12 protein-coding genes and 1 tRNA gene are annotated in these 11,991 nt (G+C 66.1%); 10 read left to right on the top strand and 3 right to left on the bottom strand.

Features of this window, described 5'->3' with window-relative positions; translation table 11 throughout:
• Window positions 1-209: 209 nt before the first annotated feature.
• From PVZ80_RS26745 to PVZ80_RS26780, 8 genes are all read left to right on the top strand, one after another.
• Window positions 210-345, top strand: a tRNA-OTHER gene (locus PVZ80_RS26745).
• Between the two features lie 123 nt (window positions 346-468).
• On the top strand, window positions 469-1,695 hold the full coding sequence (locus PVZ80_RS26750; RefSeq protein ID WP_038631441.1) for an RtcB family protein: 1,227 nt from the start codon (window positions 469-471) through the stop codon (window positions 1,693-1,695).
• A gap of 4 nt (window positions 1,696-1,699) precedes the next feature.
• Window positions 1,700-3,043, top strand: coding sequence for a PBS lyase (locus PVZ80_RS26755; protein ID WP_273864802.1), 1,344 nt, complete (start codon window positions 1,700-1,702; stop codon window positions 3,041-3,043).
• A gap of 67 nt (window positions 3,044-3,110) precedes the next feature.
• Window positions 3,111-3,899, top strand: coding sequence for a nucleotidyltransferase domain-containing protein (locus PVZ80_RS26760; protein WP_124303652.1), 789 nt, complete (start codon window positions 3,111-3,113; stop codon window positions 3,897-3,899).
• Window positions 3,900-3,907: 8 nt separating this feature from the next.
• Window positions 3,908-4,939 (top strand): RNA 3'-terminal phosphate cyclase, encoded by a 1,032-nt coding sequence (rtcA, locus tag PVZ80_RS26765; RefSeq protein ID WP_273864803.1) that lies wholly within the window; start codon window positions 3,908-3,910, stop codon window positions 4,937-4,939.
• Between the two features lie 43 nt (window positions 4,940-4,982).
• Window positions 4,983-5,219, top strand: a complete 237-nt coding sequence (locus PVZ80_RS26770; protein ID WP_028682124.1) for a hypothetical protein — start codon at window positions 4,983-4,985, stop codon at window positions 5,217-5,219.
• Between the two features lie 25 nt (window positions 5,220-5,244).
• Window positions 5,245-5,874: a glutathione S-transferase family protein gene (locus PVZ80_RS26775; protein ID WP_016703329.1), complete on the top strand. Its 630-nt coding sequence runs from the start codon at window positions 5,245-5,247 to the stop codon at window positions 5,872-5,874.
• 114 nt (window positions 5,875-5,988) lie between these two features.
• On the top strand, window positions 5,989-6,282 hold the full coding sequence (locus PVZ80_RS26780; protein WP_009048260.1) for a DUF3144 domain-containing protein: 294 nt from the start codon (window positions 5,989-5,991) through the stop codon (window positions 6,280-6,282).
• Between the two features lie 107 nt (window positions 6,283-6,389).
• Here PVZ80_RS26780 and lysA read toward each other — a convergent pair whose 3' ends face one another.
• Window positions 6,390-7,628, bottom strand: a complete 1,239-nt coding sequence (lysA, locus tag PVZ80_RS26785) for a diaminopimelate decarboxylase (protein ID WP_273864804.1) — start codon at window positions 7,626-7,628, stop codon at window positions 6,390-6,392.
• Window positions 7,629-7,764: 136 nt separating this feature from the next.
• Between lysA and PVZ80_RS26790 the strand changes: the two genes are divergently transcribed.
• Together PVZ80_RS26790 and PVZ80_RS26795 are read left to right on the top strand one after the other, a co-directional pair.
• Window positions 7,765-8,691, top strand: a complete 927-nt coding sequence (locus PVZ80_RS26790) for a LysR family transcriptional regulator (protein WP_016703332.1) — start codon at window positions 7,765-7,767, stop codon at window positions 8,689-8,691.
• Between the two features lie 72 nt (window positions 8,692-8,763).
• Complete coding sequence (locus PVZ80_RS26795) at window positions 8,764-9,969, top strand: MFS transporter (RefSeq protein ID WP_029526683.1); 1,206 nt, start codon at window positions 8,764-8,766, stop codon at window positions 9,967-9,969.
• A 20-nt stretch (window positions 9,970-9,989) separates the two neighbouring features.
• Here PVZ80_RS26795 and PVZ80_RS26800 read toward each other — a convergent pair whose 3' ends face one another.
• Both PVZ80_RS26800 and PVZ80_RS26805 read right to left on the bottom strand, forming a co-directional pair.
• On the bottom strand, window positions 9,990-10,580 hold the full coding sequence (locus PVZ80_RS26800; RefSeq protein WP_016703334.1) for a hypothetical protein: 591 nt from the start codon (window positions 10,578-10,580) through the stop codon (window positions 9,990-9,992).
• 341 nt (window positions 10,581-10,921) lie between these two features.
• A partial coding sequence (locus PVZ80_RS26805) for an acetyl-CoA C-acetyltransferase (RefSeq protein ID WP_273864770.1) occupies window positions 10,922-11,991 on the bottom strand: 1,070 nt, incomplete at its 5' end.

The raw sequence follows: 11,991 nt of genomic DNA on the forward strand, positions 1-11,991 counted from the left end.
CGACGAATGCTGATGGAACTACATCCCAGATTCGTGATGCGGGTTCGAGTCCCGCCGGTGCCTGGAAAGGCGCCGTAGTTCAACGGTCAGAACACGAGTGCACGGTTTCATCGACCCTTGTCGTCGCAGGTTTTTCTCCCGCCCGAGCGGGATGGCAGCGAATGCCACAGGTACTACAAGGTGTCGCGGGTTCGAGTCCCGCCAGCCGCAAGGCTGTAGCTCAGTCGGTAGAGCGATGTGCCTGTTCTCTTGTCGCTGCCCGCAGGCCCGGCCTGCACCGATTGACCCGGCGAATGCCGGTGGAACTACAGGACAGCGTGGTCGCGGGTTCGATTCCCGCCAACCGCAAGGGGCTAGCTCAGTGGCAGAGCGCGCTGCATGTTTCACCTTTACTGGTCGCCGTTTATGCCGGACCACCGGCCACCGAACAAGGTCGGATTTTCGACCACAGAAAAAAGAGTCAGGAACATGGAACACAAGACCTACCAACTGCTGGAAGTCGCCAACGGCAAGCCGATCAAGATGTGGACCGAGGGCGTGCCGGTGGAAAACGAAGCCCGCCAGCAGCTGATGAACACCGCGAAGATGCCGTTCATCTTCAAGCACCTGGCGGTAATGCCGGATGTGCACCTGGGCAAGGGCTCGACCATTGGCAGCGTGATCCCCACCGTGGGTGCGATCATCCCGGCGGCGGTCGGGGTGGATATCGGCTGCGGCATGATCGCCGCCCGTACTTCGCTGACCGCTGCCGACCTGCCGGATAACCTGCACGGTTTGCGCAGCGCCATCGAGCAGGCGGTGCCCCACGGTCGTACTTCGCCGCGCAGCGGTCGCGACAAGGGCGCATGGGGCGACGTGCCGCGCCAGGCCGACCACGCCTGGGCGGCCTTGCAGCCACGCTTCAAGGCGATCACCGACAAGTACCCGGCGCTGGCCAACAGCAACAACCGCCAGCACCTGGGTACCCTCGGCGGCGGCAACCACTTCATCGAGGTCTGCCTGGATGAAGCCAACCGGGTCTGGTTCATGCTCCACAGCGGTTCCCGTGGCGTGGGTAACGCCATCGGCAACCTGTTCATCCACCTGGCCCAGGCGGACATGCGCCAGCACATCGCCAACCTGCCGGACCGCGATCTGGCCTACTTCGAGGAAGGCAGCCGGCACTTCGACGATTACGTCGAGGCCGTGGCCTGGGCCCAGGACTTCGCCCGGCATAACCGTGAATTGATGATGCAGTTGGTGATCCAGGCCACCCGCCAGGTGATCCGCAAGCCTTTCGAGGTGGCGCTGGAGGCGGTGAACTGCCACCACAACTATGTGCAGAAGGAGCGCCACTTCGGTGAAGAGGTGCTGGTGACCCGTAAGGGCGCGGTGTCGGCGCAGAAGGGCGAGCTGGGGATCATCCCCGGATCGATGGGCGCCAAGAGCTTCATCGTTCGCGGGCTGGGTAACGAGGAGGCGTTCTGCTCCTGCAGCCACGGTGCTGGGCGCACCATGAGCCGCACCAAGGCCAAGAACACCTTCACCCTGGCCGACCAGATCCGCGCCACCGCCCATGTGGAGTGCCGCAAGGACACCGCGGTGATCGATGAAATCCCGATGGCCTACAAGGACATCGACCAAGTCATGCACGCCCAGCGCGAGCTGGTGGAAGTGCTGCACACCCTGCGTCAGGTGGTGTGCGTCAAGGGGTAGAGAAATGCACGACAGGGAAGCAGTGGTACAGGTGCCGTCCAGCTGGCATTACCAGCTGAACGACTACGAAGCCCGCCGCGTGCGGGAGGTGATGGACACCCTGGACAGGCACAGCGCCTGGCTGGAACTGAGCCGCTTCGGCAACGGGTTCGTGCGCCAGGCGGCGGTGCGCGGATTGTCCGCGCGGCCATCGGCCGAGGCCTTGGCGGCGCTGCTGGAACGCCTCAACGATTGGGTGCCCCAGGTTCGCCAGGAAGCGGCCGCGGCAGTCGAGGCGTATTGGGCGCCGGAGCACGCCGGGCTGCTGTTGCAGACCCTGGCACCGTTGCTGGCCCTTGCCAGCAAGCAGCGGGCCGACCACGGCGCGACCCTGGAGCGGGCCACTGCGGTGTTGCAACTGGCCCAGGTGCGCGACGAAGTGCAAGGGGCCTTTGGCGATTGCCGGGGCAAGGCCGCGCGCTTTGTCTTCGAGCTGTTGCTCAAGGGCGTTGAGGACCGGCCGGCGCTGCTGGCCATGGCGTTGCGCCACGCCGAGGTCAGCGTGCGGCAGATGGCGGTGGATGCCTGCGCCGAACTGCCCGACGAGCAGGCGCTGCCTTTGCTGGAAGAGGTGATGCGCAGCTGTGGCGCCAGTGTGCGGGTCAAGGCCTTGCGGCTGCTGTTGTCACGCTTGGCCGATTGTCGCGGGTACCTGGCGCAGGCTCTGCTCGACCCTTCAGAGGCCTTGCGTTGCCTGGCCCATTGGGCCGCGCCGCGCCATGGGCTGGACCCGCGGCAAGTGCTGCTGGCCCGGTTGCAGCAACCGGCTCCGGGCAACAAGCGCCAGTGGCTGGGCCTGCTGGGGCTGGCCAGGGAACTGCGGGAGCCACAGGCCGACGCCATGCTGCAACAGGCCCTCGCCTCCAAGGCGCTGACCGTGCGCCTGCTGGCCTTGCGAACCCTCGGCGAGCGTGGCCTGGCCCAGCAGCTGGCGGCCCTGGACGATCCGTCGGACAAGGTCTTCGACTGCGCCCTCGGCCTGCTGCGCGAGCAGCCCTGGGCGGCGTTCGAGGAGGCTCTGGAGCAGCGTCTGGACCAGCATTGGCATGACCTGCCCAAGGCGCGGCGCTGGGCCTTGCTGGGGCTCAAGCCAGGCTGGCGCCAGTTGCAATACCTGCTGCATCGCCTGGACCAGGCGGGCAGCGAAGCCGCTTATTGGCGCGAGGCCCTGGCCCGCTGGTGCGATAGCCGCTACGCGATGTTCGACCCGGTAACCCCCAAGCCGCTGCGAGAAGCACTGGCGCAGCGGTTACAGGCGATGGAGGAGGCCGGCGACGTGCCTCGGGGATCGCTCAAGCGCCTGTTGTGAACGAAGAGGACGATCAGGCCAGCGCGAGAAGCGGCTGACGATCGTCGATTGAACAGGACAAGGAACCATGGAACTTCATGAACGTCACCCGCTGAGCAGCGCCATGCGCGCACGGGTACTGGATGAGCTGGCGCGGATCGAGCGCGAGCGCAATGTGCGGGTGCTGTATGCCTGCGAATCGGGCAGTCGGGCCTGGGGCTTTGCCTCCACCGACAGTGATTACGATGTGCGTTTTGTCTATGTGGAAAAGCCCGAGTGGTTCATCCAGGTGGACGCCGGGCGGGACGTGATCGAGCGGCCGCTGGACGATGAGCTGGACATCAGCGGCTGGGAACTGCGCAAGACCTTGGGGTTGCTGCGCAAGTCCAACCCGACCCTGCTGGAGTGGCTGGATTCGCCCCTGGTGTATCGCAGCGAGCCGGCGGCAACCGCGCGCCTGCGCGAGCTGGCGGAGGCCTTCTACAGCCCGCCGGCGGCCCGTCATCACTACCTGTCGATGGCCAGGAAGAACTTTCGCGGTTACCTGCAAGGCGACAGCGTGCGGTTCAAGAAGTACTTCTACGTGCTCCGGCCGTTGCTGGCGGTGCGCTGGATCGATCAGGGGCGCGGCCGCCCGCCGATGACCTTCGCCGACCTGCTGAGCACCGTCGAGCATCGGCCACTGCTGGACGAGGTGGATGAGTTGCTGGCCTTGAAGCGCAGCGCCGACGAGGCCGCTTACGGGCCCAGGCGCCCGGCGTTGCACGCCTTTATCGCAGCGGAACTGGAACGCCCGGTGCCCAAGCTGGCGCGCACCCATCAAGACAATGCTTTGCTGGACGCCTACTTGCGAGACAGCGTCCGGCGTTATGCCTGAGGAATGTAATGAAACAGGATGTCATCGAACTGGACGGCGCCATCGGCGGCGGCCAGGTCCTGCGCAGTGCCCTGAGCCTGTCGATGCTCACCGGCAAGACCCTGCGTATCCACAACATACGGGCCCGGCGCGCTCGCCCGGGGCTGCTGCGCCAGCACCTGACCGCGGTGCTGGCGGCGGCGCAGGTCTGCGCGGCCAGGGTCTCGGGCGCCGAGCTGGGCTCCCGGGCGCTGACCTTCGAGCCGGGGCCGATTCGCGGCGGCGACTACCGCTTCGCCATCGGCACCGCCGGCAGCTGCACCCTGGTGTTGCAGACCCTGCTGCCAGCCCTGTTGCAGGCCCCGGCGCCGAGCCGCGTGAGCATCAGCGGCGGCACCCACAACCCGCTGGCGCCGCCGGTGGATTTCCTCCAGCAGGCCTGGCTGCCGCAACTGCGGCGCATGGGCGGGCAGGTGGAGTTGCAGCTGTTGCGCCATGGCTTCGTTCCCGCCGGCGGTGGCGAGCTGGAGGCTTTTATCGAGCCTTCGACCCTGCAACCCCTGCACCTGGAACAGCGGGGCGAACTGCTCGGGCGCCGGGCCTGGGCCCTGAGTGCCGGCCTGCCGGAACATGTGGCGGAACGCGAATTGCGCCGGGTCGGCACTCGCCTGGAGCTGCCTCGGGAACACCTGAGCCCGGTGCGGCTGGATGAACAATGCGGCCCGGGCAACGTGCTGTTGCTGGAGTTCGTCTGCGAGCACCTGACCGAGCTGTTCAGCGGGTTTGGCCAGAGCAGCCTGCGGGCCGAAAGCGTGGCCGATCGGGCCATCGACCAGGCCCGCGACTGGCTGGACTCCGGCGTGGCGGTGGCCGAGCACCTGGCCGATCAACTGCTGCTGCCCATGGCCCTGGCCGGCGGCGGAAGCTTCACCACCCCACGCATGAGCGAGCACCTGCAAAGCAATATCCGGGTGATCGAGGCATTTTTGCCGGTGCGTATCGACTGTTCGGCGAGTGCTCACGGGGGGCTGCGCGTCGAGGTTCTCCCCCTGCATCATTGAGCTTGTCCCTCACCAGACCCGGTTCTCTGTTTACGGCAAGTTCTTGCAGGTCAAGGCCGGGATGCGGCTGGAGATCGAGCGCTTCGGGCTGCTTAACCGCTTGATCCATTTCCTGGTGCGATGCATGCGGGTTCCCGAGCCGCTGAGCCTTTACCTTTTGAGCTACCGTGGAAGCGTGCTGCGCGTGCCGGCCGAGGCTATCCATCAGCATCCGGACTACCGTCTCGCGGACTTCCGGCACTGGAGTGAACAACCCGCGCAAGCAACCCGTCAGATGTAAGGCCCAGTCAAGCGAGGGGATGGTCATGTATCAACTTTATGGGACACAAGGCTCCGGCTCGGCCATTGTCGAGATCGCCCTGGAGTGTTGCCAGGTGCCGTACCGCATCGTCGAAGCCTCGTCCTGGGCGCCGTCGCCCGGGGCCGACGAGCTGGCGCGGCTCAACCCGCTGAAACAGGTCCCGACCCTGCAACTGCCGGACGGCAGTGTCCTCACCGAGAGCGCGGCGATCCTGATCGAACTGGGCTTGCGTTATCCGCGCTCGGCGCTGCTGCCCGAGGATGAGAGCGCCCGGGCGCAGGCGATTCGCGGCCTGGTGTTTATCGCCGCCAATTGCTACTCGGCGATCAGCGTGATCGATTACCCGGAGCGCTGGCTGCGTGACGCCGATGAAGCGCTGAGGGCGCGGGTACGCGACGCCGCCCATGAGCGCCTGCACCGCAACTGGGAGGTGTTCGCCGATCAGTTCGCCACACAGCTGTACGCCAGCGGTTCACCCCTGGCGGCCCTGGATGTCCAGGCGGCGGTGGTGTCGCGCTGGTGCGGCACGCGCGAGCACCTGCGGCGCGAACGCCCCGAGTGTTGCGATCTGCTGGAGCGCATCGACCGCCATCCGCAGGTGGCGCAGGTGCTGGAGCGGCACTGGCCGGACTGAATACGACAGGGCGCGAGGCAGCAAAAGCCGTCGATGGTTGAGCGCGAGGCTCTTATACTCACCGGCTTTCTTTATGCCTACTACTCACCGCCTATTACTCAAGAGGAACGCCCCTTGGCCAACGAACCGGATCAGGACTTCTACAACCGCGCCGATGCCATCATCGAACTGGCGAACACCCATATCAGCGACAGCAGCCGCGGCAAGGCCAGTGCCTCGCTGATGTACGCCAACTCGCGGTTTGCCGCCTGGGTCAGCGCCTGCGGTTGCCGCAACGCCGAAGAACTGGCGGCGGCCAAGCAGCAGGCGGTGGATTATTTCGTCGAGGAGTTCCGCCTGATGATGGAAGAGAACCTCACCGACTACATCGAGAATTTCAGCCTGTACATGACGCCTCAGGACAGCTGAAAGGCATCGCGGGCAAGCCTCGCTCCTACAGAAGAAGACCGTGAGCTTCTGTAGGAGCGGAGCTTGCCCGCGATAGCGTCAGTGGTGTCGCCGCAAAAAAAGCGGACTTACAACCCCATTTCCAGTTCCAGCAGATCCGCCAGCGGCTGGCGGCGGCGGATCAGTTTTACCTGGCCGTCCTCGAACAGCACCTCCGGCAGCAGCGGCCGGCTGTTGTAGTTGGAGGACATGCTGGCGCCGTAGGCACCGGTGTCGTGGATCACCAGCAGGTCGCCGACCCGGGCCTGGGGCAGCAACTGCGGGGTCAGGCTTTCGTCGTCCTGGGTGAAGATATCGCCGGACTCGCACAGCGGGCCGCCGACCACGGTGGGCCGCAGTTCGCGCTGGACCGCCTGGCCGTTGGCGTCGATCAGGCTCATGGCGTGATAGGCGCCGTACATGGCCGGGCGCATCAGGTCGTTGAAGCCGGTGTCGGCCAGCACGAAGTGATGATTGCCGGCGTCTTTCACCACCCGCACTTCACTGACCAGGCAGCCAGCCTCGGCCACCAGGAAACGCCCGGGTTCGATTTCCATGCGCACGCCGTGGCCGAGCCAGGCTTCGATTTCCTCGCGGGCCTGGCGCCAGGCATTGGCATAACGACGCACGTCCACCGGCTCGTCGCCGGCGCGGTATGGCGTGGACAGGCCGCCGCCGATGGAGAAGGCCTCGATGTCGTGGTCCAGGGACTTGACCGCTGCCACCATGGCCGCGCCGACCTGTTCCAGGTGCCCGTAGTCCACGCCGGAACCGATGTGCATGTGCAGGCCCACCAGCTTCAGGCCGTACTGGCGGATCACCGCGAGGGCTTGGTCGACCTGCTCGTGCCAGATACCGTGCTTGCTGTTTTCGCCGCCGGTGTTGGTCTTGCGGCTATGGCCGTGGCCGAAGCCCGGGTTGATCCGCAGCCACACGCGGTGGCCCGGGGATTTCTCGCCGAGCTGGCGCAGCATGTCGATGGAACCGGCGTTGACCTCGATGTTCAGCTCCACCACCCGTTGCAGGGTGGCGGTGTCGAACAGGTCGCAGGTGAAGACGATGCCGGCCGGGTCGCCTTCCGGGCTGAACCCGGCCAGCAACGCCCGCTCGATTTCCCCCAGGGACACCGCGTCCACTCGCACCCCGGCCTCGCGGATCAGGCGCAGCACCTGCAGGTTGGAGCAGGCTTTCTGCGCGTAACGCACCACGTCGAAGGCCTTCAGTTGCTGGATGCGCACCTTGATGGTCCGCGCGTCGTAGCACCACAACGGGGTGCCGTACTGGCGGGCGGCGGCGATCAGTTGCTCGGGAGAAAAGGGAATGGCCATGGCAATCGTCTGTGGCGAGGAAAGAGGCCTGCATGATGCCGAGGGCGGTGTATTCAATAAAATATCTATTCTTTGTATCTCGATTCAGTTTTGATATGGGTTGTGTGAGTCAGAGTCGCAAACCAAGGAGCAAGCGGTGGACATTTCCCTGCGCCATATCGAGGTGTTCCGCGCCATCATGCAGGCCGGCAGCGTCACCGGCGCGGCGCGCCTGCTGTTCACCTCGCAACCCACGGTCAGTCGCGAGCTGGCGCGGCTGGAGAGCCTGTCCGGGCTGAGCCTGTTCGACCGCGAGGGCGGCCGCCTGCTGCCGACCGCCCAGGCCATGCTGTTGCTGGAGGAGGTGGAACGGGCCTATGTCGGCCTGGAACGGATCAACAGCGTGGCGCAGTCGATCCGCCGCTTCGAGCACGGCCAGTTGAGCCTGACCTGCCTGCCGCTGTTCTCCCAGACCCTGCTGCCACGGGTGTGCAAGCACTTCCAGCAGCGCCACGCCGGCATCGGCCTGAGCATCACCGCCCAGGAGTCGCCCTTGCTCGAAGAGTCCCTCAGCGCCCAGCGCCACGACCTGGGCCTGACCGAAAGCGAGCACCTGCCGCGGGGCACCCAGGGCGAACTGCTGTTCTGCGCCGACATGGTGTGCATCCTGCCGGAAGGGCATCCGTTGCTGGCCAAGCCGCTGCTGCACAGCGAAGACTTTCGCGGGGTGGATTTCATCAACCTGTCAGGCCTGGACATTTATCGTCAGACCCTCGACGAGCACTTTCGCCAGGCCGGCGTCGACCGCCGGGTGGTGATCGAAACCACCAACGCCGCCTCGGTCTGCGCCATGGTCCGCCAGCAACTGGGGGTGGCGATCATCAACCCGCTGAGCGCCATGGAGGAGGCGGGCAGGGGCCTGGCGATCCGGCCGCTGCAGCTGTCGGTGCCGTACCGGGTGATGCTGATCCGCCCGGATTACCGGCCGTCGTCGATTTTCGTCGAGGCCTTCTGCGCCTCCTTGAAACAGGAGGCGTCGGCCCTGGCCGCGGCCCTCGAGCGTCGATTGCAACGGGAGCCATGACGGGCATTGCCGCCGTTGTCGGCCTAGGCTTGGAGCAACCGGATTCTTGGTAAACCCTGGGGGATGTCTGTCATGGCGGGACCTGTAACGAGCGAATCCGGGAAGCATTTGAGCCGCGGCATTCCGCGCACGGTCTGGGCGCTGGGGTTCGTCAGCCTGTTCATGGACGTGTCGTCCGAGCTGGTGCACAGCCTGTTGCCGCTGTACATGGTCGGTACCCTGGGGATCAGCATGCTGGTGGTCGGCATCATCGAGGGCGTGGCGCAAGCCACGGCGCTGATCGTGAAGGTCTTTTCCGGGGCCCTCAGCGACTTTATCGGTCGACGCAAGGAACTGCTGTTGCTGGGTTACGGCCTGGCGGCGCTGACTAAGCCGCTGTTCCCCCTGGCGGCTTCGGCGGAACTGGTGTTCAGCGCGCGCCTGCTCGACCGTATCGGCAAGGGCATTCGCGGCGCGCCGCGGGATGCCCTGGTGGCGGACGTGGCCCCGGCGGAAATTCGCGGCGCCTGTTTTGGCCTGCGCCAGTCGCTGGACACCGTGGGGGCGTTCGTCGGGCCGATCCTGGCCATCGGCCTGATGCTGTTGCTGGCCAACGATATCGCCCAGGTCCTGTGGCTGGCGGTGATCCCTGCGGCGCTGGCCGTGGCGCTGCTGATCTTCGCCATCCGCGAACCCGAGCACGCCCCCGGTACCCGGCACTTCCACTCGCCATTGCGCCTGGCCTCGCTGCGGCGGTTTTCCCAGTATTACTGGTGGGTGGTGGCCATCGGCGCGGCCTTCACCCTGGCCCGCTTCAGCGAGGCGTTCCTGGTGCTGCGGGCCCAGCAACTGGGCTTCGCCGCCGCCTGGGTGCCGCTGGTGATGGTGGTCATGGCCGGGTTCTACATGGTCTCGGCCTATCCGGTCGGCAAATGGTCGGACCACATCAACCGCAGTGCCTTGCTCAGCGTCGGCCTGCTGTTGCTGATCCTCGCCGACCTGGTGCTGGCCTATGCCGAATCGGTGCCGATGGTGCTGCTCGGCGTCGCCCTGTGGGGCCTGCACATGGGCTTCAGCCAGGGCATCCTCGCCACCCTGGTGGCCGACACCACGCCCGCCGACCTCAAGGGCACCGCCTTTGGCGTGTTCAACCTGCTGAGCGGGATCGCCCTGTTGCTGGCCAGCGTGATCGCCGGCTGGCTGTGGCAGGCCCATGGCGCGGCGCTGACGTTCTACGCCGGCGCGGGGTTTGCCGCTTTGTCGTTGCTGTTGCTGATGGGCAAGCCGAAGTCGCAGTGATGGTCTCTCGGGGCAGGGCGCTAGCCGCTCCCGCCGGGCTGATCGGCCGACAGGCTCCAGACAATCGAGGTCAGGATGCCCAGGTCGAGCAGTAGTGCTTGTGAGCGCAGGGTTTTGCGCAAGGGGCTGTAGTCGGCCTTGGTCGCCTTGAAGCTGGACTTTTCCAGCACATGGATATGCTTGGTCAGCACAGTGACGGCCAGGTTGGCCAGCTGTTTCTCGGTGTCGGGCACCGCGATATCCAGCTCTTTCAAGCGGTTCTGGAAGGCGGCGATGGCTTCTTTTTCACTGTCATCCCGGGGCTGGTAGAGGATCTTGCGCTCGGGGGCGCTTGCAGTGACTTTCTTGAACAGCACGACCGACTCGCTGAAGTGTTGCAGGGCCGCTGCCTTGGCCTCGGTGGCGTGCAGGGTGTCCTGCAGTTCGAGGTACATCAGCATTTCGTGGAATTTCTGCAAGCCTCGGTGCAGCTCGGCGCCGGCGTTGGCCGAGAGTTTCTCGAGTCCTTTCCTGTCCGCATCGAAGGAGGGGCCGGCCATGGCCTGGAGGCTGGCCAGCCCCGCCAGCACTATGCAAAAGCCGGTGTAGAGCAGGCATCTGGTCAGGCGCATGTTCCGCTCCTCGTTATCGGGTCGATGAGGTAGGCGAAGGGCTGGCTGGCATGCCGGGCGCTGCCCATGCTTGAGCGCTGTGCTCCGGCTTCGACAGATAACGCACCGCGTACCGGCCTGGACTGTTTCAGCCGTGAGTCAGTCGGCAGGAAGGCGTGGAAAACGGGGCTCGCCAGCCGTATGAGTTGAATGTAGCTGACGGATGGGCGGCTGCCAGCGGCCTCTGTTCAGCGTCGGCCGGGCCGCAGAATGAACCCGGCGCACCATGAGGTGCGCCGGGTGTGTTGCCGGCCAGCCGCCGGATGTCGTGGGTCCGAGGGCCGGCCGTGGTGCGCGGTAAGTTAGCGTTCGATGGCCAATGCCACGCCCTGGCCGCCACCGATGCACAAGGTCGCCAGGCCTTTCTTGGCATCGCGCTTGAGCATCTCGTGCAGCAGGGTCACCAGCACCCGGCAGCCCGAAGCGCCGATCGGGTGGCCGAGGGCGATGGCGCCGCCGTTGACGTTGACCTTGCTCGCATCCCAACCCAGTTCCTTGCCCACCGACAGCGCCTGGGCGGCGAAGGCTTCGTTGGCTTCGATCAGGTCCAGTTGCTCCAGGGACCAGCCGGCCTTGTCCAGGCAGCGGCGGGTGGCCGACACCGGGCCGATGCCCATGATCGCCGGGTCGACGCCGGCGTTGGCGTAGGCGGCAATCTTCGCCAGCACCGGCAGGCCCAGGGCCTTGGCCTTGGCGGCGCTCATCAGGATCACCGCGGCGGCGCCGTCGTTCAGCGACGAGGCGTTGCCGGCGGTGACCGTGCCGTCCTTCTTGAAGGCCGGTTTGAGCTTGCCCAGGGATTCGGCGGTGGTGCCGGCGCGCGGCTGCTCGTCGGTGGCGAAGGCCACGGGGTCGCCCTTGCGCTGGGGAATCAGGATCGGGGTGATCTCATCGACAAAACGCCCGCCTTCGATGGCGGCCACGGCCTTCTGTTGCGAGGCGGCGGCAAAGGCGTCCTGGGCTTCGCGGCTGATGGCGTATTTGTCCACCAGGTTCTCGGCGGTGATGCCCATGTGGTAGTCGTTGAAGGCGTCCCACAGGCCGTCGCTGATCATGCTGTCGACGATCTGGCTGTGACCCATGCGCAGGCCGGTGCGGGCGCCGGGCAGCACGTAGTTGGCCAGGCTCATGTTCTCCTGGCCGCCGGCGATGATCACCTCGGCGTCGCCGCAGCGAATTGCCTGGGCGCCCAGGTGCAGGGCCTTGAGGCCGGAGCCGCAGACCTTGTTCAGGGTCAGCGCCGGCACGGCGTGGGGCAGGCCGGCCTTGATCGCGGCCTGGCGTGCGGGGTTCTGCCCGGCGCCGGCGGTGAGCACCTGGCCCATGATCACTTCATCGACCTGGGCGCCGTCCAGGCCGGTCTGGGCCAGCA

The sequence above is a fragment of the Pseudomonas sp. B3G-3 genome, from assembly GCF_028640915.1.
GTDB lineage: Bacteria > Pseudomonadota > Gammaproteobacteria > Pseudomonadales > Pseudomonadaceae > Aquipseudomonas > Aquipseudomonas chlororaphis_I.

Coding starts and splice junctions, on each gene's coding strand:
- PVZ80_RS26795 (WP_029526683.1), top strand. CDS start 8,764: ATGGCGGGACCTGTAACGAGCGAATCCGGGAAGCATTTGAGCCGCGGC.
- rtcA (WP_273864803.1), top strand. CDS start 3,908: ATGAAACAGGATGTCATCGAACTGGACGGCGCCATCGGCGGCGGCCAG.
- PVZ80_RS26775 (WP_016703329.1), top strand. CDS start 5,245: ATGTATCAACTTTATGGGACACAAGGCTCCGGCTCGGCCATTGTCGAG.
- PVZ80_RS26755 (WP_273864802.1), top strand. CDS start 1,700: ATGCACGACAGGGAAGCAGTGGTACAGGTGCCGTCCAGCTGGCATTAC.
- PVZ80_RS26760 (WP_124303652.1), top strand. CDS start 3,111: ATGGAACTTCATGAACGTCACCCGCTGAGCAGCGCCATGCGCGCACGG.
- lysA (WP_273864804.1), bottom strand. CDS start 7,628: ATGGCCATTCCCTTTTCTCCCGAGCAACTGATCGCCGCCGCCCGCCAG.
- PVZ80_RS26750 (WP_038631441.1), top strand. CDS start 469: ATGGAACACAAGACCTACCAACTGCTGGAAGTCGCCAACGGCAAGCCG.
- PVZ80_RS26800 (WP_016703334.1), bottom strand. CDS start 10,580: ATGCGCCTGACCAGATGCCTGCTCTACACCGGCTTTTGCATAGTGCTG.